General features: G+C 70.4%; 19 protein-coding genes and 1 pseudogene. 15 read left to right on the forward strand and 5 right to left on the reverse strand.

Going from position 1 to position 23,060, the window contains the following annotated elements:
- Positions 1 to 14 precede the first annotated feature (14 nt).
- Both J4557_RS44015 and J4557_RS44020 read left to right on the forward strand, forming a co-directional pair.
- On the forward strand, positions 15 to 7,424 hold the full coding sequence (locus J4557_RS44015) for an SDR family NAD(P)-dependent oxidoreductase (RefSeq protein ID WP_307800556.1): 7,410 nt from the start codon (positions 15 to 17) through the stop codon (positions 7,422 to 7,424).
- A gap of 127 nt (positions 7,425 to 7,551) precedes the next feature.
- Positions 7,552 to 8,856, forward strand: coding sequence for a glycosyltransferase (locus tag J4557_RS44020; RefSeq protein WP_208272991.1), 1,305 nt, complete (start codon positions 7,552 to 7,554; stop codon positions 8,854 to 8,856).
- Positions 8,857 to 9,141: 285 nt separating this feature from the next.
- Here J4557_RS44020 and J4557_RS44025 read toward each other — a convergent pair whose 3' ends face one another.
- The 3 genes from J4557_RS44025 to J4557_RS44035 all read right to left on the reverse strand — a co-directional run bounded on the left by J4557_RS44025 (position 9,142) and on the right by J4557_RS44035 (position 11,594).
- Positions 9,142 to 9,921 carry a polysaccharide deacetylase family protein gene (locus J4557_RS44025; protein ID WP_208272992.1) on the reverse strand — a complete coding sequence of 260 codons (780 nt, stop codon included), beginning with the start codon at positions 9,919 to 9,921 and terminating at the stop codon, positions 9,142 to 9,144.
- Positions 9,918 to 11,072 (reverse strand): MGDG synthase family glycosyltransferase, encoded by a 1,155-nt coding sequence (locus J4557_RS44030; protein ID WP_208272993.1) that lies wholly within the window; start codon positions 11,070 to 11,072, stop codon positions 9,918 to 9,920. Before J4557_RS44030 ends, J4557_RS44025 begins: the two co-directional genes overlap by 4 nt.
- Before the next feature lie 108 nt (positions 11,073 to 11,180).
- On the reverse strand, positions 11,181 to 11,594 hold the full coding sequence (locus J4557_RS44035; protein WP_208272994.1) for a hypothetical protein: 414 nt from the start codon (positions 11,592 to 11,594) through the stop codon (positions 11,181 to 11,183).
- Between the two features lie 952 nt (positions 11,595 to 12,546).
- Between J4557_RS44035 and J4557_RS44040 the strand changes: the two genes are divergently transcribed.
- Genes J4557_RS44040 through J4557_RS52380 form a run of 3 tightly spaced genes read left to right on the forward strand, consistent with a single transcriptional unit; the run spans position 12,547 to position 15,324 of the window.
- Complete coding sequence (locus tag J4557_RS44040; RefSeq protein ID WP_208272995.1) at positions 12,547 to 14,745, forward strand: phosphocholine-specific phospholipase C; 2,199 nt, start codon at positions 12,547 to 12,549, stop codon at positions 14,743 to 14,745.
- A gap of 22 nt (positions 14,746 to 14,767) precedes the next feature.
- On the forward strand, positions 14,768 to 14,923 hold the full coding sequence (locus tag J4557_RS44045) for a hypothetical protein (protein WP_208272996.1): 156 nt from the start codon (positions 14,768 to 14,770) through the stop codon (positions 14,921 to 14,923).
- Complete coding sequence (locus J4557_RS52380; protein ID WP_208272997.1) at positions 14,914 to 15,324, forward strand: NUDIX domain-containing protein; 411 nt, start codon at positions 14,914 to 14,916, stop codon at positions 15,322 to 15,324. Before J4557_RS44045 ends, J4557_RS52380 begins: the two co-directional genes overlap by 10 nt.
- 105 nt (positions 15,325 to 15,429) lie before the next feature.
- On the opposite strand, the gene J4557_RS44055 is transcribed toward J4557_RS52380, so the two are convergent.
- Positions 15,430 to 15,795, reverse strand: coding sequence for a DsrE family protein (locus J4557_RS44055; protein WP_208272999.1), 366 nt, complete (start codon positions 15,793 to 15,795; stop codon positions 15,430 to 15,432).
- A gap of 103 nt (positions 15,796 to 15,898) precedes the next feature.
- On the opposite strand from J4557_RS44055, the gene J4557_RS44060 reads away from it, so the two are divergent.
- From J4557_RS44060 to J4557_RS51365, 9 genes are all read left to right on the forward strand, one after another.
- On the forward strand, positions 15,899 to 16,591 hold the full coding sequence (locus J4557_RS44060) for a winged helix-turn-helix transcriptional regulator (RefSeq protein ID WP_208273001.1): 693 nt from the start codon (positions 15,899 to 15,901) through the stop codon (positions 16,589 to 16,591).
- 1,155 nt (positions 16,592 to 17,746) lie between these two features.
- Complete coding sequence (locus J4557_RS44065; RefSeq protein ID WP_243777331.1) at positions 17,747 to 18,376, forward strand: ScbR family autoregulator-binding transcription factor; 630 nt, start codon at positions 17,747 to 17,749, stop codon at positions 18,374 to 18,376.
- A 71-nt stretch (positions 18,377 to 18,447) separates the two neighbouring features.
- Positions 18,448 to 18,876: a nuclear transport factor 2 family protein gene (locus J4557_RS44070; RefSeq protein ID WP_208273003.1), complete on the forward strand. Its 429-nt coding sequence runs from the start codon at positions 18,448 to 18,450 to the stop codon at positions 18,874 to 18,876.
- Positions 18,877 to 19,728: 852 nt separating this feature from the next.
- Complete coding sequence (locus J4557_RS44075) at positions 19,729 to 19,908, forward strand: hypothetical protein (protein ID WP_208273004.1); 180 nt, start codon at positions 19,729 to 19,731, stop codon at positions 19,906 to 19,908.
- A gap of 353 nt (positions 19,909 to 20,261) precedes the next feature.
- On the forward strand, positions 20,262 to 20,504 hold the full coding sequence (locus J4557_RS44080) for a hypothetical protein (RefSeq protein WP_208273005.1): 243 nt from the start codon (positions 20,262 to 20,264) through the stop codon (positions 20,502 to 20,504).
- A gap of 61 nt (positions 20,505 to 20,565) precedes the next feature.
- Positions 20,566 to 20,868, forward strand: coding sequence for a hypothetical protein (locus J4557_RS44085; RefSeq protein ID WP_208273006.1), 303 nt, complete (start codon positions 20,566 to 20,568; stop codon positions 20,866 to 20,868).
- A 5-nt stretch (positions 20,869 to 20,873) separates the two neighbouring features.
- Positions 20,874 to 21,164, forward strand: a complete 291-nt coding sequence (locus tag J4557_RS44090) for an integrase core domain-containing protein (RefSeq protein WP_208273007.1) — start codon at positions 20,874 to 20,876, stop codon at positions 21,162 to 21,164.
- A gap of 426 nt (positions 21,165 to 21,590) precedes the next feature.
- A complete protein-coding gene (locus J4557_RS52385) occupies positions 21,591 to 21,920 on the forward strand; it encodes a DUF6355 family natural product biosynthesis protein (protein ID WP_372442589.1) in 330 nt (109 codons plus the stop codon).
- Positions 21,921 to 21,935: 15 nt separating this feature from the next.
- Positions 21,936 to 22,061 carry a hypothetical protein gene (locus tag J4557_RS51365; RefSeq protein ID WP_279576413.1) on the forward strand — a complete coding sequence of 42 codons (126 nt, stop codon included), beginning with the start codon at positions 21,936 to 21,938 and terminating at the stop codon, positions 22,059 to 22,061.
- 127 nt (positions 22,062 to 22,188) lie between these two features.
- On the opposite strand, the gene J4557_RS44095 is transcribed toward J4557_RS51365, so the two are convergent.
- Positions 22,189 to 22,479 (reverse strand): hypothetical protein, encoded by a 291-nt coding sequence (locus J4557_RS44095; protein WP_208273008.1) that lies wholly within the window; start codon positions 22,477 to 22,479, stop codon positions 22,189 to 22,191.
- A gap of 83 nt (positions 22,480 to 22,562) precedes the next feature.
- Between J4557_RS44095 and J4557_RS44100 the strand changes: the two are divergent.
- Positions 22,563 to 22,977: pseudogene (locus J4557_RS44100) on the forward strand (transposase); the annotation flags it as partial.
- Positions 22,978 to 23,060 lie beyond the last annotated feature (83 nt).

Genomic DNA, 23,060 nt, shown 5'->3' on the forward strand with positions numbered 1-23,060 from the left:
CTTCGTAAGGAGTTGTGTTGATCACTGATCTCGCAGGGACGTCGAATTCGTCGGCCCCGGGCGGCCCCGTAGCCGTTATTGGGATCGGATGTCGTTTCCCCGGGGGGATACGGTCGCTCGACGATCTGTGGGAGGCGCTCGTCGGGCAGCGTGATCTGGTCGGCGAGGTCCCAGCGGATCGCTTCGACGCCGCTCAGTGGGTGAGCGAGGGGAGAAAGCATGCGCGGAAGTCGTACTCCGGGGCCGGTGCGTTCCTGGAAGACGTGCACTCGTTCGACGCCGCCTTCTTCGAGATCTCGCCGAAGGAGGCCGCTCAGGTGGACCCCCAGCAAAGGCTGCTGCTCGAATGTGCGGTCGAGGCGTTCGACGATGCCGGGATCGATCCTGCCGTCCTGCGGGGCAGTGACACCGCGGTCATAGCCGGCGCGGCCATGCACGACTACGAGGTTCTGCAGGCGCGCAGGGTGCAGCCCGCGCCCTACTCGATGAGCGGTATAGCGATGTGCAATCTCGCCAACCGCGTCTCCTACTTCTTCGATCTGCACGGGCCTTCGCACACCGTGGACACCGCTTGTTCGTCGTCGCTGCTGGCGGTGCATCAGGCCTGTCAGTTGCTGAACTCGGGCCGCAGTCCGGTGGCGCTGGCCGGCGGCGTGAACGTTCTGGTCTCCCCGTACCCCTACCTGGGCTTCTCGCAGGCGTCCATGTTGTCGCCGACGGGCAGGTGCCGCCCGTTCTCGGCCCGCGCTGACGGGTTCGTGCGTGCGGAGGGCGCCGCGGTGGTGCTGCTCAAGCCGTTGCGAGAGGCGGAGCGTGACGGGGATCGGGTGCTGGGCGTCATCCTGGCGAGCGAGGCCAACGCGGACGGCCGCACCATGGGCTTGACCCTGCCCAGTACCCGGGCGCAGGCCGCGTTGCTGGAACGGGTGTACGCGCGGGCGGGCGTGGCACCCGCGGAAGTGGCGTACGTCGAGGCGCACGGCACCGGCACTCAGGCCGGGGATCCCGTCGAGTGCCGGGCCCTGGGACAGGTGCTGGGGCAGCGGCGGGACGGCGCGCCGCTACCGATCGGGTCGCTCAAGTCCAACATGGGGCATCTGGAGTCCGCCGCGGGAGTGGCGGGGCTGTGCAAGGCGATCACCGTGTTGCGGGAAGGCCGGATCCCGGCGAACCTGCACGCCGATCCCCTCAGCGACGAGATCGACTTCACCGGCCTGGGGCTGGAACCGGTCACCGCGCTGCGGCCGTTGTCCACGGACGACCGTCGCGTCGTCGGCGTCAGCTCCTTCGGCTTCGGCGGCGCCAACGTCCATGTCGTGATGGCCCCGCCGCCCCCGTCCAACGCGGTGACGCAGGACGCGGATCTGAGAGCCGCGGTGAACGTGCGGGCGGAAGCACGGGAGGCCGGAGCGGGACCGGCCGGCGCCGTGCCGAGGCGGCTTCCCGTCCTCGTCTCGGCCCGTACCCGCCAGGCGCTCGACGAGGCGGCGGAGCAGTGGGCCGTGCGGCTGGAGAAGGCGGACGAGGAGGAGTTCTACGACATCTCCTACACCTCGTGCCGCCGCCGCGCCCAGCACGAACGCCGCATGGTGGTGCTGGCCGACGGCCCGAAGGAGGCGGCCGCAGGGCTGCGGTCGTTCACCGAGCGACACACCTTCCCGCGCGCCGCGTCGGCAGAGGCCGTCCGACACGGCCGGGTGGCCTTCGTGTTCGGCGGCAACGCCTCGCAATGGGTCGGCATGGGCGGCGAACTCCTGGCCATCGACCCGCTCTTCGAAGCCGAGGTCCGGGCGGCCGACAAGGTGTTGTCCGGTCTCCTCGGCTGGTCGGTGTGCGAGGAACTGGCCGAGCCCGCCGATCCCGCACGGTGGGCCAGGACCGAGGTGGCCCAGCCGCTGCTCTTCGCGGTGCAGGCGGGACTGGTGGCGGCCCTGGCCGGACGAGGAGTGCGGCCGTCGGCCGTCGCCGGGCACAGCGTGGGCGAGGTGGCCGCCGCCTACTGCGCGGGCGCCCTGGACCTCGCGGCGGCGTGCCGGGTGATCGCCGAGCGCAGCCGGGCGCAGGCGCCCACGGCGGGCATGGGCCGCATGGCGGCGGCGGGGCTGAGCCCGGAACAGGCCGCGCGGTGGATCACGGAGCAGGGACACGGCGACCGCATCTGCATCGCGGGAGTCAACGCCGCTCGGGACGTGACCCTGGCAGGGGACCCGCAGGCACTGGCGGCCTTCGGCGAGACGCTGGAAGACCGTGGCCTGTTCTTCCGCGACCTGGGCCTGGACTACGCCTTCCACAGTCCGGCGATGGACGCGTTGCACGAGCCGCTCCGTTCGTCCTTGCACGGTCTGGCTCCGGCCGCGTGCGTGATCCCTCTGGTGTCCACCGTCACCGGGGACGTGGTCGAGGGCGCGATGCTCGACGCCGACTACTGGTGGCGCAACGTCCGCGAGCCGGTCCGTTTCGCCGATGCCGTCCACACACTGCTCGGCGCGCACGAGTGCGACGTGCTGGTGGAGATAGGTCCGCATCCGGTGCTCGCCCCCTACCTGCGCCGCATCTCCTCGCGCCGACCGGATCCCGTGGCGATCGTGTCGACGATGAGGCGCGACGACAGCGGCGTGGAGGCCCTGGACACCGCGCACGCGCAGATGCTGGCGGCCGGCGCCCGGATCGCCTGGGACGCGATCTTTCCCGGGCCGGGCCGTGCCGTTCCCCTCCCGTCCTATCCCTGGCAGCGCGAACGTCACTGGATCGGCACCCCGGACTGGTGGAGCGAGGCACCGGATGCCCGGCCGACCGGGCACCAGCTGCTGGGCACGCGGCAGGTCGCTCCCACTCCGTCCTGGAGCCAGGAGCTCGACGTCGGCCGGCTGGGATGGCCGGTCGACCACCACATCGGAGAGAACGCCGTGCTGCCGGCCGCGGCCTTCGCGGACATGGGGCTGTCGGCCGGACGCGAGGTGCTCGATGGTCCGGTCGAGATCCTCGGGTTCGGCATCGAACGCGCCCTGGTCCTGCGCCCTGACGATGCGCAGGTCCGCCTCCGCCTGCACACCGCGCTGTCGCAGGACGGCACGATCACCATGGTCAGCAAGGACGGTGACGTCGGCGACTGGGTCGAGCACGCTCGCGGGCGGGTCCGGCGCCTGCTGCGCGCCGCTCCGCCGGCGCTGGAGGTTCCGGCGCCGGAGGCGCTCTGCCCGCAAGCGGCCGAGCGGTTCTACCCGGCCATCGCCCGCACCGGCCTGCGACACGGTCCCGCGTTCCAGAGCGTGACGTCGCTCCAGGCCGCCCCCGGTGCCGTCGTGGCCGCGTACAGTGCCCGGATCGACTACGGCGAAGCCCACGTGGCCCATCCCGCCGTCCTGGACGCGGCGATACAGCTGTACTACGCGCTGTGGCCCGAGCTGGCGCAGGAACGGAAGTTGTACCTGCCGGTTCGCATCGAGAAGATCCGTTGCTGGCGTCCCATGCCCCGCGCCGGGTTCCTGCACGCGCGCGCCATACGGGCCGACGCGCTGGAGACGGTGTGGGACGTGTCGGTCACCGGCCAGGACGGTGAGGTCGCCCTGGAACTCCTCGGCTGCCGGACCCGCCGCTACGACGGTGCCCGTCCCGCCGAGCCCGCCCGGCTGACCGAGGACCTGTGGGCCGCGCCCCTGCCCGGGGTGCTCCCATCGGCGGCCCCGAGCCCGCTGCCCGCTCCCCGTGACGTCCTCGCCGCATGTCCGCCCGAACCGGCGGCGGACCACGGCCAAGCCCGACTGCACGAGCGGCTGCTGGACCTGACCGCGCACTTCACCGCGCAAGCGGTCGCCGGCCTGCTGCCGGGGCAGGACGTGTTCACCCTGGACGACCTGTTCGCGGCCGGGGTCGCCGCGGAGCACACCATGCTGGTGCAGACCCTGATCCGCACGGCCGCCGAACGTGACGTCCTGACCTGCCCTGCTCCTGGACGATGGCGCGTCGCCACCGAGCCACGGGCCGCGGAACTGTTCCGCGAGGCGCTGGACGATCTGACAGGCCAGAGCGCCGCCCTGCACATCTGGGGCGTCAGCGGCCGCAACCTGGCGGCGGTGCTGCGCGGCGAGCAAGACGCAAGGGAACTGCTGTGCGGCATGCCGGATCAACTGGCCGCGCGCTTCTCCGAAAGCTTCCCATTGCTGCGCTCGCAGCGGCGACTGGCCGGACGGCTGCTGCAAACGATGCTCGCCGACTGGCCTTCCGGACGGCCGTTGCGGGTGCTGGAGGTGGGGGCAGGCACCGGTACGGTCACCGCCTCCCTGCTCGCGCATCTGCCGCCTCGGCTCACCCGCTACACCTTCACCGACGTCACCACGGCGTGCTTCCCGCAGGCGCAGGGCCGCTTCGCGGGCTTCGACTTCGTCGACTACCGCACCCTGGATCTGGACGCCGACCCCACCGGGCAGGGCTTCACCCCCGGCTCCTTCGACCTGGTCATCGCCGGTCACACGCTGAGCGCCCGCCGCGACCCGGCGTCCGCCCTGCGCCGGGTGGCCGACCTCCTGAACGACGGCGGGCACCTGCTCGCTCTGGAGTTCCACGCGCCGCTGGTGCCGCCGCTGTTCGAGGTGCTGGGTTCCCGGCCGCTGCTGGGCGGTGAGCAGTGGGAGTCCCTCCTGGACGAGTGCGGCTTCACCGGAACGGTGCAGACGAGTGACCTCGACGACTCCGCACGCGCTGCGCACTCGGTCATCCTCACCGCACGGCGCCCTCGCCACCGGCCGGTGCAACCACCCTCCCTCCCGGACGCCGACGCCTCGGGACGCTGGCTGGTCACCGAACTGGACAACGGCGGCTCCTTGGCGACCGAGCTGAGCCGCCTGGTCGGGGCCGAGGCCGTAACCGCCTACGACGATCCCACCAACTGGGCGAAACACCTGTCCGAGGGCCCGCTCGGAGTCGTCCTCGTGGCAGGCGCCGCCGGCCCGAGCGCCGGACAGGGCGTCGAGCAGACGGTGCGGCACCTCGCGGTGCTGCGTGCACTCGCCACAGCGGCCCGCGACACCACGGGCCTCAACCTCTGGATCGTCACCGAAGGCACACCGAACCTGCCGCTCGCCGCGTCCGGGACCGGTCTCTGGGGCGCCGCGCGGACGCTGGGCAACGAACAGCCCCATCTGAAGGTCCGCCGGATCGCCCTGGAAGGCCCCGACCCGCGTGTCCTGGCCGAACGGCTGGCGCAGGAGCTGGCAGCCGGATCGGACGAGGACGAAGTGCTGCTCACCTGCGAGGGCCGCTTCGTGACACGAGTGCGTCCGCGACCCGAAGCGTCCGACCCGTCCTCAGACCGGCCCTACACGCTGACCCTGCACAGCACCGGTCTGCAACACCGCCTGGCCTGGCGGGAGACGCCGGTGCGCGAGCCGGGCGAGGGCGAGGTCACCGTCCGTGTCGAAGCAGCCGGGCTGAACTACCGCGACGTTCTGGTCGCCACCGGTCTCGTCCCGGCCCCCGATCCGGCCCGGCCGCTGGGGCTGGAATGCGCCGGCGTGGTCACCGCCGTCGGCGCGGGCGTAACCGCCCTGGCCCCCGGTGACCGGGTGGCGATCGTGGCGACCGGGTGCCTCGCCTCGCACGTGACCGTCCGAGCCGACCAGACGATCCCGATCCCCGCTGATCTGGGCTTCGCCGAAGCCGCCACCATGCCGACGGTCTACCTCACCGTCCATCACGGTCTCGGCCACCTGGCCCGGCTAGCTCCAGGGGAGACGCTCCTGGTCCACGGGGCCGCCGGCGGCGTGGGGCTGGCGGCCCTGCAGTACGCACGCCAGATCGGCGCCCGCGTCATCGGCACCGCGGGGACCCCGGCCAAACGCGATCTGCTGCACCTGCTCGGGGTCGAGCACGTACTGGACTCGCGGAGCCTGGACTTCGTCGAACAGGTCAAGGAACTCACCGGCGGACACGGCGTCGACGTCGTGCTGAACTCGCTGGCCGGCGAAGCCCTGATCCGGGGCCTGGAACTGGTCAAGCCGTACGGCAGGTTCGTCGAGCTGGGCAAGCAGGACATCCTCGCCGACCGGTCCCTTCCGCTCGGGGCGTTCGCCGCGAACCTGGCGTTCTTCAGTGTCGACGTTTCCGCCCTCTTCACCGCCCCCACGCACCTGACCACCACGCACCTGGAGGCCATCACCGAGGCGATACGCACCGGCCGGTACCGGCCCCTGCCCCACCGGACCTTCCCCGCGCACCGGATCGAGGAGGCTTTCGACTGCCTGCAGCACTCCCGGCACATCGGCAAGGCCGTGATCACCTTCGATGAACCCGTCCGCCTTCCCCGTCCTGCGACCCCCTCCCTGGACCCCGACGCCACCTACCTGATCGTGGGCGGCCTGGGCGGGTTCGGCGCGGCGACCGCCCGCAACCTGGCCGCCCGCGGAGCCCGCCACGTGACCCTGATCAGCCGCCGCGGCCCGAGCACGGACGAAGCGCGCACCCTGCTGGAAGAGCTGCACGCGCTGGACACGACAGTGCTGGCTCTCGCCGCCGACGCCGCCGACCCGGAAGCCATGCGCGAGGTCTTCGCCCGGATCGACTCCTGTGGCCGCCGCCTGGGCGGGGTCGTGCATGCGGCCATGGTCCTCGACGACGCCCCGCTCACCGACCTGACCGACGAACGAGTCCGGACCGTCCTGACGCCCAAGACGACCGCCGCTCGCCTGCTGGACCAGCTGACCAGGGAGCGCCGACTGGACTTCTTCGTCGTCTACAGCTCGGTGGCGGCGCTGGCCGGGAACATCAGGCAGGCCGCCTACGTCGCCGCCAACCTGGAACTCGAAGCGCTCGTCCGTGACCGCCGCCGCGCCGGGCTGCCCGGCCTCGCCGTGCAGTGGGGCGCCATCAGCGACGCCGGATACGTGCACCGCGCAGGCCGGGCCGATGAGATGCACCGCCTCGGCCTCGGCCACCTGACCGCGCACGACGCCGTCGCCGCACTGAACCAGCTGCTCGGCGACGCCGAAGCCGACGTCGTCGCAGTCGGTCACATCGAGGGGGACCTGCTGCGCCGGGTGCTGCCGCGCCTGGACGCGCCGCGCACCGCCACGATGCTCCCGTCTTCGACACAGCGCGACGACGATGACCGCGTCCGTCTCCGGGACGCCCTGGCGACCGCGACCGCCGAAGAAGCGGCGGCCATCATGCAGGACACACTGACCGGCCTGCTCGCAAGGGTTCTGCAGACCACCCCGGAACACATCGACCGGTCCCGCCGCCTCGACCAACTCGGCGCGGACTCACTGCTGACCGTCGAATTCGCCGCCGCGATCCGGCAGGTCTTCGACTCCGAAGTCTCCGCAATGGAGATCCTCAGTTCGGGCACCCTGCCCGCCATCGCCCACCGCCTCCTCAACCGGCTCGGCTACGACCGCCCGGCGGGCGGCGAGCAAGAGCGGCCGACGTGACCGTGACCAAAAGGTCGTGCGGCAGAGCTCGCGTATCCGCCACCCGACGAAGAGAGCGTCCAAGATGAGTGCGTCGACCGGCCCCGTTCTTTTCTCGTGCATATCGCAGGCGGGTCAACTCAACCCCATGCTCGCGATCGCGACCGAACTGTCCCGGCGTGCCGTACCTGACCTGTGGTTCGCCTCATATGACGACGCGCGCTCCGAGATAGAGGCGGCATCGACGGCGAGTCAGATCAATTTTCTCTCCCTCGACCCGAGAAACCCGACCGGCATCGAGTGGGATCAGGATGACCTGGAGAGGATGCAGGGGAGTGCTCCGCTGAGCACGGACGGGATAATGACGCTTCTGAAGAAGATAATGAGTTCTCCCCAGTGGAGAATCAGTGCATATCGAAATATGTTGGACGTCATCGACCGTATTCGTCCGAGGCTCATGGTCATCGATATTCTGAACCCGTCCTCGATGGACGCGGCGATGACCCGGGGGGTGCCGTTCGTCATAACGGTGCCGTCACTGCCGAGCACTGCTCTCCGGGTGCCCTCGACATACCCTCACCCCATGACCGGTCTGCCCCTGAAAATGAACGTATCCCAGCATATTTCGAATGTCCTCTTCAAGTGCCGGTTGAACGCTGCGATCCTTACGCGCACCTCCGCGATCTCGTTCGTCAGGAAGAGCAGATCCCTGGGCATCAAGAACCCGTCGGCCAATCGCCACGTCTATACCGACTCGGCGAAGATGGTGCTCACCTCCTCGGTCTTCGGCCTGGAGTACGCTTTCCCCGTCTCTTCTCGAGTTCGTCCAATCGGTGCGTTCCTGCCGTCGGAGTCAGAAGACCGCGGGGTCGAAGCCCCTGATCTGTCGCAGTGGCTCGATGACAACACGTCGGTGGTCTACTTGGGATTCGGAACGCTCATGCGCCTGTCGCAGGCTCAGATAGCGGCCCTGCTGGACGCCATTCGACGTCTTGGCCCAGAGCATGGTTTTCTGTGGAAACTGTCGAAGCCGCAACAAGACCTGCTTGCGTCCACGTCCCTGCCCGACAACCTGCGTGTCGAAAGTTGGATCCCCTCGCAGACCGGCGTCCTTGCCCACCCTCATGTACGGGCGTTCGTGACCCATGGCGGCGCCAACGGGTTCCACGAGTCGATCTACCACGGGAAGCCGGTGCTCGTCATGCCGGCCTGGTTGGACTGCCATGCCATCGCCCAGCGCGCCATCGACAGCGGCGTAGGACTGGCCATCGACCGCCCGGCCGCGGTGACCGGCGACGAAGCGGCCACCAAGCTTGCGCGCATCCTCACCGAGGTCTCTTTCCGGGAGCAAGCTGAACACTGGGGACAACGCTTGCGAGAAGCCGGTGGCGTGACCCGTGCCGCGGACCTGATACTCGAACTAGATGCAGAACTCGGCTCCGCGCGTTCATAAACGGCCCGATCGCCTGGAGCGCAAGCCTGCCGGCTCCCCACAATTCGGAGGCGGTGCTCTGCGACGAACAAGATCGTGATCGGCTGCGAAGGCCGCTGCGGCGTCAGTCGCCCTTGGTTCGTGTCGATGGAGCGAACTGCCCGACAAGGCCGCCTCTCACACGGATGAGCACGGATGCCAGCGGGCGGCCACCAGCGACTCGAATTAAAAGCCCGAAACTGTCGAATCAGCCCGTGCCGTCGCGGCGCTCCTCACGTCGGCGTTGGAAGCCGCTCCGTGAGAAGCTCAACGACCACCCCGTCCTGGGGCTGCGCCGGGCGGGGCGGCAGGCGGAGGGCCTTGCCGCGGCGCGTTCTGCCCGTGGTCGCGTAGGGGACCGACCGACAGGCCGCGGTCGCGTATCCCCTCCAGGAGCGGCGGCAGCGCGTCGAGCGTGTTCCTCCACGAGTCGGGTGCTGATGTGCAGTCGGAGTCGTGGAGGAGCACGGTTCCTCCACCGTCGAGGTCGCGCATGAGGGTCGCGAGGATGGAGGCGGGGGTCGCCGCGCGCGTCCAGTCCCGGCCCCAGTTCGTCCAGAGCACGGGCGTGAGATCCAGGCGGCGGGCCGCCCGCAAGGCCGAGGAGCTCAGCACACCGTAGGGGGGCCGGTACCATCGCGGCACCGTCCCGGTGACCTGGACGATCGACTCCATCGCCCGGGCCATGTCGTCGTACGTCGCGGAGGGCCCACGCAGCAGCATGCAGCGGTGCTCCCATCCGTGGACGGCGATCTCGTGTCCGGACTCGGCGAGTTCGCGGCCCAGGTCCGGGGCGTCCTTGAGCATCCGGCCGAGGAGGAAGAAGGTGGCCGTCACCTCGTACTCCCGCAAGGCGGCCAGGAACGCCGGCGTCGAGCGCGGGTCCGGACCGTCGTCGAACGTGAGCGCCACATGGCCGGGCTCGCCGACGCCGGCCAGCCCCGGGAACAGCTGCCGGCGCAGCGGCCCGATCGACGTGATGGCCGGCGCGGCATGCGCGGTGGCGAGGACACCTGCCGCCGTCAGGGCGAGACGCGTCGCGCTCATTGGGACGCCTCCACCATCTCGGAGAGCTCCATGGACGCGGGCCGGCCGGTGGCCGCGGAGTCTCGTCCGGTCGCCAGGGCGGCGACGATCGCCGCCGGGTCGGCGGCTCCGGAGGACCCCATGGCGCGGGGTGCCGTCAGCGCCGCGAACAACGCCTCGGGCAGCTCGTCGGGTCTGCGTGCCCACGGCGCCCACCCGGCCTCCTCCAAAGCGGCGGCGTTGGTCCTGCCGTGTCCCGGAAGGCAGCGGTAGCTGATGACGGGCAGGCCGGACGCCAGCGCCTCGAGGGAACTGAGGCCGCCGGCGTTCTGAACCACGAGGTCACAGGCGCGCATCAACGCCGGCATGTCCTCGACCCAGCCGAGCGTGACGCCGACGCCGGAGCGGGCGAGCGCCTCTCGCAGCGCGGTGTTGCGCCCGCACACGACGACCGGCGTGGCCAGCCGGGACGCGGCCACGTCCCGTACGGTGGCCGCCACGTCCCCGGATCCCCACGCCCCCGCGACCACCAGGGCCAGGCGGTCGTCGTCCGGCAGGCCGAAGTGCAGCCGTGCCAGCCGCCGTTCGAGGACGGACGACGCGGGCCGAAACCCGGGTCGTACGGCGGGCGCGCACACCCGGACGTCGGCCGCGCCGAGCCGTCGCGCCTGCGCCGCCGCCGTCGGGTGCAGCGCCAGGTGGGCGTCGGCCCTCTCGGCGATCCACAGGGGGTGCACGGACATGTCGGTGAGGTAGGTGACGACCGGGACTCGGAGCGCGCCGCGCCGCCGCAGCCGGCCCAACGCCTGGCTCGCGAGGGGGTAGGTCGACACGACGACGTCGGAGCCCGCCGCCGAACGGGCGAGGCGACGGGCGGCCAGCCCGCTCAGGGCACGTACCGCCGCCGCGAGTCTCCGGTGCTGGTCCAGCGCGATGAGCAACCGCTCCCAGCTCTCCGGGGCGGCCCGCAGTTGCAGCGCGTACGTCTGCCGCAGGAGGCGGCCGAGCGAGGCTGGGAGGAGGTCGAGAAAGTCGTGGCGGTCGACGGTGAATCCGGCTTCGCCGAGCCGGCGGGCCAGCTCGCTCGCCGCGCCGTCGTGCCCGGCGCCGACGCTCGCCGACACGATCGTGACGTGCCGTCTCGTGCCGGGGTGGATCAAGGAGGGGGTCACGACCTGGTGCCTTCTATCTCGACGCGATGGAACTCGGCCGTCGCCGGCCGGATGGGGGATCAGTGAAGGGATCGCTCGCCGCCGCGCGTTACACGTCGGCGGCGACCGTCACGAGCGGCGGCCGCGCCGGATGCGCAGGCGTCCGCACGAGGTGCCGCGGTGCTCGACGCCGACGGTGCTGAACCGCCCGTACGCGATGGCCAGCCAGCAGAACCCGCCGACCGCGATCACCTCGGCGCGCTGCTTCCGGCCGGACCATCGGCCGCCGGTGAACAGCACCACCGGGAGGGTCGAATCGGCCGGCAGCCGGCCCCAGGCGATGGCGCACGGGCGTCCGCAGGAGACGCCGCGCCGGGCGCCCCGCAGCATCACCGGCGCCACCGATGACCGCACGACGACGTCGACCAGCGTCTCCGCCTCGTACATCTCCAGCGCGGGCCGCTCCGTAGCGGCCTGACCGAGCCGAATCGCCCACGGGGTGCCGGTCAGGCACTGCTCGACGGGCGCCGCGCTGGTGGCCATGGGGTGATCTCCTCCCGTGCCCGCTCGTCGGGCACGGGATCAGCGTCGTCGTTCCGGGAGCGAAGAACAGTAACGCGGGCATCCGACTTCGGGTGGCACTAGGTTCACCATCGGATCCCGCCTGCCCTTACCGCTTTCGCATCGCCAAGGCCATCCACACCCCGCAACTCTGCGCGGCGAACTGGAACGCTGCCTGTCCGCCGCCGGCTGCACCTGACCTGCCCCCGCGCCGCGGCAGCGGCGCGGCCGGGTCGGCGGGTGCCGCATGGATTTCGTCGCCGCGGCTGCAGTTGCCGACACGGCGGCGAAATCCCGTAGGGAGGCTCTCGGGGTAATGGCGCAGCCGCGCTAGAGGGTCAGCACCCGCACCGGTGCCGCTCACCGGACGCGCAGGCGACACGGAACTCGACTGGGCCGCACCGCAGATCAGGGCGGGTGCGGTCGCCGAGTTCACGCCAGCGGGGGCGCCGCAGGGGTCCGGGGGAACATGGCCTGAGCTGCGGTCGGCGGGCGCTCACTCCTCGAACAGCAGCATTCCCGCAGCGGAGGAGGGAGCGGCGAGCACAGCGCCCAGCGCCCCTCCCAGAAAGGCCGCGACACAGAGATCCGCAGGTGTGGACGTTGCCCTGACGTCGGCACCTGGGGAGGTCACCTAGGGGGCGGGCAGCCCCGGCACGGCCGGTGCCCGACTCATCCCGCGCCGTCCCGCCGATCCTCGACCGAAACCGCTGGGCCGGAGCACGCACTCGGCAAGCGCTTGGCGCACCGTCCAGGGTCGGGAGGGGACCGCGAGGCGCGAGCGCCGGTCTTGGGGCGCGCGGTCCCCGGGAGGTCACGGGAAGGCGGGGAACGCCTCTTCGCCTGTTCGCCCGCCGTCCACTCCGAACGATCTTGGGCTCCTTACCATCGGTCCTGATCACGCCCCCGGCCCTGACGTGGGAGGACCCGCACGATGGACGACATGGAGAACCTCGGTGAGAAGCTGCCCGAGACCGAGCCCGACGGTTCCCTGACCGGCGCGGACCGAGGGATCCCCGCGGGCCTCCCGGCGGAGTTGTTCCGCTCGGGGCTCAGCCGCCGGCGTGTGCTGCAGGCGGCCATGGCCGCCGCCGCCACCGCCGCCGCGGGCGGCGTCGCCGCGGCCCCCGCCGCCGCCGCGCCCAAGCGCGCCGCCGCGGCGCTGCCGGCCGGGTTCACGGGCACGATCGCGGACCTGAAGCACGTGGTGATCCTGATGCAGGAGAACCGCTCCTTCGACCACTACTTCGGGACCCTCCCAGGCGTCCGCGGATTCGGTGACAAGCAGGCGTTGCGGTTCCCGAACGGCCAGAGCGTGTTCTACCAGCCGGCGCCGTCCCGTCCGGAGGGCTACCTGCTCCCGTTCCGCTTCGAGACCGGCAAGTACAACGCGCAGAACGCGGGCGGCCTGCCGCACGGCTGGACCGACGGGCACAAGGCGTGGGCGCAGGGCGGCAACAACGGCTGGACGGGCAGCAAGGGCCTGCAGACGATGGGCTACTTCACGGGCGAGGACATCCCGTGGCAGCACGCCCTGGCGTCGCAGTACACCGTCTGCGACCACAACCACTGCTCGGCCGCCACGAGCACCAGCCCGAACCGCATCTACATGTGGTCGGGGACCATCGACCCCACCGGGGCGAAAGGCGGCCCTGCCACCACCAACAGTGGCGACTACCGCTACGGCTACCTCTGGAAGACCTACCCCGAGGTGCTCCAGCAGGCCGGGGTGAGCTGGCAGATCTACACCAACAACGACGTCTCCAGCAACTGGCTGGGGGACTACGAGGACAACACCGTCCGGTCGTTCAAGGCGTTCGACCCCGCGCAGGCGGGCGGCGACACCTCGCCCGGCGGGCTGCTCGCCCGCGGCAACGTGCTGACGACCCACGCGCAGCCGCAGGGCCCGAATTCCAGTGCGAACGTCGACTACGTCCTCAAGGACTTCATCGCGGCCTGCAAGCCCGGCGCCGACCAGCCCCTGCCGGAGGTCTCCTGGATCGTCTCGCCGTACCTGTGGTCGGAGCACCCGGCCGGCGCGCCCGACTACGGCGCGATCTACACCGACCGCGTCATCCAGGCGCTCGCGGAGAACCCCGAGTTGTGGAAGTCGACGCTGCTGATCCTCACCTTCGACGAGAACGACGGCTACTTCGACCACGTCCAGGCGCCGCTGCCGGAGCCGGGGACCCCCGGCGAGTTCGTGGGCGCCGACCCCATCGGGCCCGGCGCGCGCGTCCCGATGGTCCTGGTGTCGCCGTGGACCCGCGGCGGCTGGGTCTCCTCGGAGGTGTTCGACCACACCTCGCTGATCCAGTTCCTGGAGCACTGGACGACCACCCTCGGCAAGCCGGCGATCTGCGAGAACATCAGCGAGTGGCGGCGCACGGTCTGCGGTGACCTCACCTCGGCGATCGACTTCGGCAGCGTCGACCTCACCCGGCCCGACCTGCCCGACGTCGACGTGCTCGCCGCGGCCGCCGAGGCGGACCGGGCGCTGCCGTCGGTCGCCCAGGCCGTCCCTGCCGCCGGGCAGCAGTCGATGCCGGTCCCGCCCCCGGGAAGCCTGCGCGTCCGGCCGGTCCCCTACCGGCAGCACGCGACGGTCACCGTCGACCGGGCGAGCGGCGTGGTGGAGGCGACGCTCAGCAACGGCGGCTCCCAGGGGGTGAGCATGCAGGTGTTCCCCGACGCCCACCTGGCCTTCGCCGCGACGCCGTTCACGGTCACCAGGCACGCGAAGAGGACCTACACGTGGAACACGTCCGGGACCGGCGGTGAGTACGCGTTCTCGATCTATGGGCCCGACAGGTTCGTCCGGTCGTTCAAGGGCGCCGTCGTCGGTGCCGGTCAGAACGCCGGGGCCGTGCCCCGGGTCGAGGCGAGCCTGGTCGCGAAGCACGGACACGGCAAGAGCTCGCTGCGGCTGAAGCTCGCCAACGAGGGACGCAAGGGGGTGCGCTTCACCCTGACGGCCAACGACTTCAAGGGAGGGACGCGCACCGTGCACGTCGACGGTCACCGCTCCGCCCACGTCGACTGGCCGACGAACGCCGACGGCTACTACGACGTCGTCGTCACCGCGGACACCGCCGACGGCTTCACCTATCGTTACGCCGGCCGGATCAGCTGACCGGCCCGACCGCCGGGCCGACGTGCTCATCGCCTTCGAGATGGACGCCGACGTGCGGCCGGCGAACCCGACCGGCCGCACTGGCAAGGCCGGCCGCAACCTCGGCAGGTGGGGCGAGAACGGAGCCGCCGACGCGGTCGTGGTCGCCGGGACCGGCGCCGGCGGCGCGTGCTGCTGACCCGCTGCCCCGACACCGGGCAGCGGGCGGTCCCCGGTGGGACGGTCGAGCCCGGCGAGACCTCGCCGGGCTCGATGGTCCGCGAACTCCTCGAGGAGACCGGCGCCCAACCTCGGCCGCGTCGACCCGGTGGTCCTGGCGCACCTGCAAGTAGACGACTTGGAGGGCCTGGACCTGGCACTGGCCGCCGACCACGGCGGCGAGCAGCAACCGGCGCACCGGCCGCTGCCGGTCCGGGCGCTGGACCACCTCGCCAGCGCGGAGGCCGAGCCCCCGGCGCCGTCGACGCCCACTCGGGAGCCGTGGATGCCCGAGCCGTTGGGCTGGCGGTGGCGTCGTGCACGTTGCCGTGGCCGGGGTTCGTTCAGGCCGAACCACTCGGAAAAAGTCCTAGCCCCTGATGTCGCTAGAGCCTTCCCCGTCCGGGCCGCAGGTGCGGGACATTGCGCAGATTTCAGGTGGGCCGGGTTCCGCGTGGGAGGACGTGCTTCCTCCGCATCGCCCGGTCAGTAGCTGAAGGTGGTGGCGCCCTCGTCGCCGATCCATTCCCACATCGGGACCGTGCCGCCGAGCTCGGCGCCCGTGATCAGGTCCTTCTCGTCGAGCTTGCGGGAGTTGAAGCAGATCGGGCAGACCAGGAACCGGCCGCCGGCGGCGGTGTAGCGGGCGACCAGGTCCGCGAGCGGCGGGCAGCCGTCGCAGGCGACGCCCGTCGCCACGCCCTCCAGGGCCAGCCGGGCGGCCTCCTTGGTGAGGAACATCAGGGTCGGGCGCCCCTGCTCGGCGGCGCCGACGGCGACCAGGAACGCCACGGTGACGCGCTCCGGGTCCTCCATTCCCGTGATGAGGCTGATGACGGCTTTTCCGGGCATGACCTCGCTCCTTCGATCGTCCTGCCGACGATCCTTCGGGACGGCCGGGGCCCGAACCAGTACATTTTCTGTAGTGCAGAACGCCTGCGGACGGAGGCGGGTCGTGAAGCGTTACGGTCAGTACTGCCCGGTCGCCCGGGCGGCCGAGGTCCTCGCGGAGCGCTGGACGCTGCTCGTCATCCGCGAGCTGCTGTGGGGACAGGACCGGTTCAACGCCATCGCGCGAGGCGTGCCCCGGATGTCCCCGACGCTGCTGGCCACCCGGCTGCGCCAGCTCCAGCGGGCCGGACTCGTCCAGCACCGCACGGTCGACGGCGAGGCCCGCTACCGGCTCACCGCCGCGGGCGAGGAGCTGCGCCCGGTCCTGGAGCTGATGGGCGCATGGGGCGTCCGCTGGATGCAGGACGTCCGGCCGGAGGAGTACGACCCGGCGCTGCTGATGCTCGACATCGGCCGCGGGTCCGACCCGGACCGGATGCCCGAGCGCCCGGCCACGATCCAGCTGCACTTCGCGGACGCCCCGGCCGGACAGGAGTACTGGTGGCTGGTGCTGTCCCGCTCCCAGGGCGCCGACGTCTGCGACACCGACCCCGGCCGTCCGGTGACCGTCTGGCTGGACACCGACGTGCCCACCCTCACCCGGATCTGGATGGGGGACCTGACCTGGTCGGCCGCCCTCGAGACCGAGTCCCTCCGCCTCACCGGCGACCGCCCGTCCTGCCGCGCCCTGCCCGCCTGGCTGCACGTCGGCGCGTTCGCCGCCGTCCCTCGCGCCTCCTCGCCGCTGCCCCGCTGACGCCGACCAGCAACGCCCAAGCGCACAGCAGTCTCGCGGCCAGAATGGGACGGCTCTCAGCGCTTGCCTCGGCCCGATATCCGCCCGGCCTTTCCCGAGTCCTACGGCGACCCCTTACACCGGACCACCTACCGAGGCCCGGGAGGCGCACCGGATGGGATGGGGTGTCCTTGGCGGGCTCCGGGGCCTGGCCGAAGCCAGGAAAGCCGTCCGCGACGCAGCATGGCCGGCTTCTCCTCGCAGCCTTCGAAGGGATCGGCTCGTCCCGCATGGCCGAGGAGGTGCGCCAGGCGCTGCGTTGCTGGGGTTCGAGCGGTGCAGCCAGTCCTAGCGGGCTGCGCGCCTGCGGCGCGGGCAACGCCTCGTGGATGTGCTCGTAGTAGGTCAGCAGGTGGTTGGCCGCGCGGCGGCGCAGGATCAGCGCGGGCGCCATGGACACCTCGGCCGGTGGGCCGGCCGCCTCGGGCGGCTGCCAGGTGGCCGAGTACACCGCCGGGGAGCGCATCGCCTTGGCCGCCCACTGCTGCAGGACCTGCTCCAATTCCTCGCCGAAAACCCAGGGGTGCCCGGCCTCCAGGTCTTGGCGGAGCGCCTCGATGCGCTGGTGTTCCAGCCCGTGCGCGCGGTTGAGGAAGAAACGGTCCTCCAGCTGTGGTGTTGCCTCCGGTGACACGCTCACCCGCAGGCGGGAGGTCTGCGGGTCGAATTCGATCTGGCGGCGCCGGTGAGATGGTGCCGCTGGATCGGGTCACCGTCGGCGGGCTGCCAGCTGAACAGGCCAACTGCCACCACCAGTTCGACGACCTCATCGTTCTGGCTGAGCTGCCGTTGCGCAGCGGCCAGTTCTTCATAGAGTTCGCGGCGTGGGCGAGCGTTGCGCTCCCGCTCGGCCCAGGACCGCCAGTCGGGCAGCCACTTCTGGAACCTTGCGGTGATCCTGAGCCCGCCGGGGCATCGGCGGACGCGTGGCTGTGCAGGGGAACGGGAAGCTGGGGGCGTGCTCGTTGCGCCGGGCCGGTCTCCTGCTCCGGCGTTGTCCGCAGCCGTGGTTCCCCGTCGGGATCGAGCAGGTCGCCGGTCACCAGCCAGTGCAGGAACTCCGTCCAGGAATTGAAAAGAAACCGGGCGCCCGGTATGTTTTTGCGCGTGGCACGGATGGATGGCTCTGAACAGCCGAAACAGCTGAGAGCTCAGCGGACACGCCAGGCGGTGCTGGCCGCCGCCGCGGAGTCGTTCGCCCAACTGGGCTATCCGGCGACCACCACCGCCGACATCGCCGCACGCGCCGGAGTGACCAAGGGGGCGATGTACTTCCACTTCCCCACCAAGGAGGGGCTGGCGGTAACCATCGTCGAAGACTTCTACCGACGGTGGCCCCCGTTGGTAGAGCGGATTCGCGCGGAGTCGGCCACCGCCCTCGACGCGATCGCAGCAGTGCTGCAGGCGGTCGCCGAACAGTTCCGCAATGAGGTGTCGGTGCGGGCGGCGGTGAGGCTTCAGGCTGAGCGTGCTCTGGTCGACACCGACCTGCCGGCGCCCTACCAGGAATGGATCACGGTCCTCTCCGACCTGTTCAGCTGCGCCGCACAGGCCGGCGAACTCCGCGAAGGAGCAGACCCCGCGGCCCTGGCGCGCGTCACCGTCGGCGCCTTCTTCGGCATCCAGCAGGTATCCGAGGCCACTACCGGCCGGGCCGACCTGACCGCCCGCCTGACCGAATTCTGGGAACTGCTGCGGCTCGCGATCCAGATCCCGCCACCCCACACCCCTGACCCGGCCGTCTAGGTCGGACTGATCACCGCGCGATCCCGGCAGACGTCGATCGCAGCGCCGCGCAAGTTCACGGAAGGAACACGATGACGACTGCGAACCCGAAAATTGAGGCGATCGGCAAGTTCTTCGCCGCCTACGCCGCCTACGACCTCGACGCGATGCGTGAGGTCCTGACCGACGACATCGAGTGGACCATCCCAGGGCACCACCCCCTGGCGGGCACCAAGCACGGCGTCGAAGAGGTCGCCGCCTTCTTCACCCAGCTCAGCAAGGGTGGCTTCCAGGCCGAACCACTGTTCCTGGAGGCCAACCAGGAATATGTCGTCGACATCCACCGCGGCTGGACCACCGAAGGGATCGGCAAGGTCGACACCATGTGGGCCCTGGTCTGGCACTTCAACGCAGACGGCAAGGTCGACCGCGTGTTCAATCTTTCCGGCGACCAACACCAGATGGATACCTTCGTCTGGAGCAACTATTCCCTGGCGCCCCTCCCGGATCGCTTGGCCTGACACCAAGTCGGGTCGCCATTGGCCCCGCCACCGGTCATCACGCCCGCAGCCGTGCCCCAGGAACTACCCAGTTGATCATTCGGCCGAGGGGCGGAATCGATCGTCTACGCTCCTCGGCCGATCCAATCGAACCCTTACCCGACCTGCCGGAACAGGCCAACGATCCAATCGGATCCGATCCCGGCTTCCGCCCCCCTTTTCGCCCCCAGGAGGGACCTCCGCGACTCGCCGGGCGCCCGTCCGGCCGATCCATGACGGACACCGGACAGTTGAGATGGACCGCCTCGATCTACGGCACTCCACCGACAAGCAGACCGACGTCGCAGCCCGAACCCCGGTCCAAGGGACTCGTGCCCGTGCCCAAGCGGTGCGTGGCCGAGCAGACCTCCGGCACGTCCATGCTGCACCGGCGGCCGCTCGCGACTACGAGAAGCTGCCCGCCAGCAGCGACTCCCCATCTGTACTGAGCGGCCACCGACCGGATGACGCGCCGGCTGCCCGGGGTGTCGGTCTCCTGGAGGCCACCACGCCGACCATCGGCTGGCCGAATTGGAGCTGACCGGACGATAATCCTGGGAATCGCCGCATGCGGATGGGCGGCACCGCAGGCAGTGCCGCCCACCCGCGCCATGTACGCCTGACGGGAGAGACGGAGTGAGGGCGGAAGACTTGACGGTCGGGCAGTGGTGGATCGTGGCGCTGGCCACTTCCGCATTGCTCGTCGCAGCGTTCTACTTCTGCTTCAGGCATAGGACGGCCACGCTCTACTCAGCGATCGCTCCTGCCCTCGGAGCGGTCTCCGTCATGGGGCACAGTTTCAAGCGGGGCCATACAGAGCCGGAGGCTCTCGTCATGTACTCCGCCGCCATGCTCGCCCTGGCGCTGCTGTTGGTCGCCATGAGGCCGGACGTGCGGAGGATCGAGAAGAAGCACCGGCTCGGAGAGACGTACGAGGTCCCGAAGTGGAGGACCGGCCTCTACGGACTTCTGGTGACGGCCTTCGCGGTCGTCGTCACGTTCCTGGTGCTCTAGCTGGCCTTGATCTCGCAGGTGGAGGCCGGCGCGGGCACGGGCGGCCGTAGGCCGCCCGCAGTTCACGCAACCGCTCCCGCCCTGCACACAGTGCCCGGCCGAGTTCGGTTGCCCGGAGCGTTTCGATCAGCAGCACCTGGCGCCCTGTCCAACGATCCGCGCGCCGTCCGAAGACAGGACTCTCGACAAGCCCTATCCTCCCATCCCGACTTTGTCTGAACGGTCACTCTCGACCCGCCGCCCGGTGAAAGCCCGAGGCTAGAGCTCCCTTCGGGGAGCCCGATCAAGACCGTCTCAGATTGACTTTGAGATACACCCTGGTACCGCTACGGCATCCGGTGCACACTGCGCGCATGCCTGCCGCCGGCCACCTGGAAGGCCCGGCCGGACTACGCGTCGAAGCTGTCCAGCTCGGCGACGTGGACGTCGTCCACGCGTGCACATATCACCCGGACGTGCGCACCGGACAGGCGTCGTTCCTCAGCACCTGCGATGGACGGCTCGTCGCCCACTACCGCGACATCGGTGAGGGCGCCGAACTCGTCGACCTCACCGACCTACACGGTCCCGGCGAGGCCGCCGAAGGCGCCTGCTAGCCGACGCAACGAGCGCGGGCCGGGGGTGAACCCTCGGAGGAACACAGGACGTCTGATCGGCATGGGCGAAGTGGCGCCCGGTGGTGCGGACCAGTGGTGGTCGATGCAAGGGCTGGTGTCGGCGTGGCTGCTCTGGCTGCGCTTGCGGTATCGGCGTCAGGACAAGCCGCTCCGAGTACGGCCGCTGGCAGCCGGCTTCTGGATGCTGGCCGCCGCCGGGGCGGCAGCGCTGGCGATCTGGCTGACCACGGCATGGCTGCTCGACGTCGCCGACGACGCCCCAGCCGGCACAGAACAGCGAAGATCCGGGTCGACGCCGTCCGCAACGGCCTGGCCGCCGGTGGCGGCGCCGGCGCCGCAGTAGGACTCATGCCGGCATTCCGGCGGCAGCGCCATTCTGAGCTCGCCACCGCGCTGTACACGTTGGAGCGGCTGGCCAACGCCAACCCTGACCACCGGCAGACCATCATGAGCATCATCTGTGCCTACATGCCGAGGATGAACGCGGTGATGGAGCGGTGGGTGCAGACCTGCCGCCGCGAGCTCCTCGACCGAACGTTGATCTGGAACCTGCGGCACCTGCTTCACGCCCTCCGCGAGTTCGAGACCTTCTCCGACGAGCATCGGCCTCACCGGGCATCACCGACGCTCGCCCGTTGAAGCCGCTGCCTCCGCCGATCAACGAACCAGCCTGGATCGCCCACCTGAACGTCCGAAGAACGCAACGTCTGGGCGGGATCCTCAACGCGCCTGAACAGGTCGCTTGACCTGCAGGGACGAGGTTTTCGGCAGGGACATAGCCGGTCATCGAAGCGATGTCGGCGAGTGCGGCCTCGGCGAGGCCTTGTCCACGGTGATCCGGCGTCCCACCACCCGCCATCCGATCTGATTACCTATCGCCACAGTAAGCGTACAGAGCGTTACACTCGCGGTGTCGGTGCAATGCCCGAGAGGCGTCGCAGTTTCAGGCAGGGCAGATCATCTGGTCTCAATCGTCATGGCCCAAATTTCCAAGGAGTGTTCATGAAGCTCTCTCCTCGCCCACTGCGAGCCGCCTTGGCGGCAGCGTCAGGTGCTGCCCTGACCATGACGGCCTTCTCGAGTCCGGCTCGCGCCGAGTTCGTGCGCGGCCCGGAAGCGCGGCAGGCGGGTGCGGACGCCTCTGCCGCTCCTCCCTGCGGGTTCTTCCGCTACAGCGTCCGCGCGTCCGAGTTCGCCGCGTACAACCACTGCGGCCCGACGACGGTGCGGATACACGTCGACGTCAGAGGGGGCGGTAGTGCGAATGACTATCACCTCTGCGTCAGCCCTGGCCCCACTCAGTTGCCGGGCGCAGGTCCGAACTATCTCAACGCGTACTACATCGGCGGCGCCGGCTGCCGGAGCGGAGAGCGCACCGGGCACACCCGCCACTGAGTCTCGATCCACTAGGTGTCGGTGGTGCTCGCCGGCCAAGACCGACGCCGCGCCACCGCTGCTGGCGCCATCTGGGACGAGCTCGCCGCCGTGCTGGACATCAGCCCCGACACCGCCGCACGCCGTTACCGCGCACGGTGACCAGCACGCCCGAGTCGCGTCCACGCTCCGACTGTCACCCACAAGATGGCGCATCAAGATCGCCTCGGGTTCTCGGTCAGGCTACTGGTGGGTTCGCCCTGCCGGAGCGTTGAGAGCGATCAGGCGGTCATTGCCTGGGAGTTGCGCCGAAGACCGTCTCGAAGGGGCGGGGGTGGTGGGTTTCGATCAGGTAGTAGGCGCCGCTGGGGTGCGGGTGCCCGATCGTTGTGTACGCCGTGACTGCGGCGGCTGTCGGGACGGCCAGGTCGCTGAAGGCGTCGCCGAGGACGTAGTAGTGCGGGATGGGGGCGTTGGCGTCGGTGAATGGCAGGCCTGCCTGGGCGCAGGTGCAGGTGCAGGAGATGGCGTACCTGCCGGTGTGCGGGCGCATCCGAGTCTTGGCGTCGATGGGGACCATGTCGGGACAGCGGGACGGCGATCATGTCTGGGAACTGCCGCAGTGAGTCGCATGCGACGGCCTCGTCGCCGGCGACGATGCCGACGCTGGTGCGCACCATCTTCGACCAGTCCGCCGCCGAAGAGGTCCACGCTCAGCACGCCCGCGTCGTCGCCTCACTGGAGGCCACGCACGCCGACGCCACCGAACCCTGAACCAGGCCAGACCCGACCTGCCGGCCTTCACCGGCTTCCCGTGGCAACTGTGGCGGCAGATCTGGTCCAACAACCCCCAGGAACGCCTCAACAAGGAGATACGCCGGCGCACCGATGTGGTCGGGATCCTCCCCGACCGGGCCGCGATCGCCCGCCTGGTCGGCGCGGCCCTGATGGAGCAGACCGACGAATGGACCGAGGCCCGCCGCTACACGGGCCTGGAATTCCTGACCAAAGCCCGACTGCGCGTCATCGACGGCGCTACACCCGACCTAAGATCGACCAGCGGGAACTCGCCGCTTAACCTGCAGAAACAGGATCACGCGGAGATCAACTCTTACACCATTCCGCTGGACGCGACCGCAGCAACACGCGGCCCGGACGTGT

Source organism: Actinomadura nitritigenes, from assembly GCF_017573545.1.
In the GTDB taxonomy this organism is placed as follows: Bacteria; Actinomycetota; Actinomycetes; order Streptosporangiales; family Streptosporangiaceae; genus Spirillospora; species Spirillospora nitritigenes.

Coding starts and splice junctions, on each gene's coding strand:
- J4557_RS44065 (WP_243777331.1), top strand. CDS start 17,747: ATGGATGGCTCTGAACAGCCGAAACAGCTGAGAGCTCAGCGGACACGC.
- J4557_RS44095 (WP_208273008.1), bottom strand. CDS start 22,479: ATGGTCCCCATCGACGCCAAGACTCGGATGCGCCCGCACACCGGCAGG.
- J4557_RS44020 (WP_208272991.1), top strand. CDS start 7,552: ATGCTCGCGATCGCGACCGAACTGTCCCGGCGTGCCGTACCTGACCTG.
- J4557_RS44070 (WP_208273003.1), top strand. CDS start 18,448: ATGACGACTGCGAACCCGAAAATTGAGGCGATCGGCAAGTTCTTCGCC.
- J4557_RS44035 (WP_208272994.1), bottom strand. CDS start 11,594: ATGGCCACCAGCGCGGCGCCCGTCGAGCAGTGCCTGACCGGCACCCCG.
- J4557_RS44085 (WP_208273006.1), top strand. CDS start 20,566: ATGGGCGAAGTGGCGCCCGGTGGTGCGGACCAGTGGTGGTCGATGCAA.
- J4557_RS44080 (WP_208273005.1), top strand. CDS start 20,262: ATGCCTGCCGCCGGCCACCTGGAAGGCCCGGCCGGACTACGCGTCGAA.
- J4557_RS44025 (WP_208272992.1), bottom strand. CDS start 9,921: ATGAGCGCGACGCGTCTCGCCCTGACGGCGGCAGGTGTCCTCGCCACC.
- J4557_RS44040 (WP_208272995.1), top strand. CDS start 12,547: ATGGACGACATGGAGAACCTCGGTGAGAAGCTGCCCGAGACCGAGCCC.
- J4557_RS44055 (WP_208272999.1), bottom strand. CDS start 15,795: ATGCCCGGAAAAGCCGTCATCAGCCTCATCACGGGAATGGAGGACCCG.
- J4557_RS52385 (WP_372442589.1), top strand. CDS start 21,591: ATGACGGCCTTCTCGAGTCCGGCTCGCGCCGAGTTCGTGCGCGGCCCG.
- J4557_RS44075 (WP_208273004.1), top strand. CDS start 19,729: ATGTACTCCGCCGCCATGCTCGCCCTGGCGCTGCTGTTGGTCGCCATG.
- J4557_RS44090 (WP_208273007.1), top strand. CDS start 20,874: ATGCCGGCATTCCGGCGGCAGCGCCATTCTGAGCTCGCCACCGCGCTG.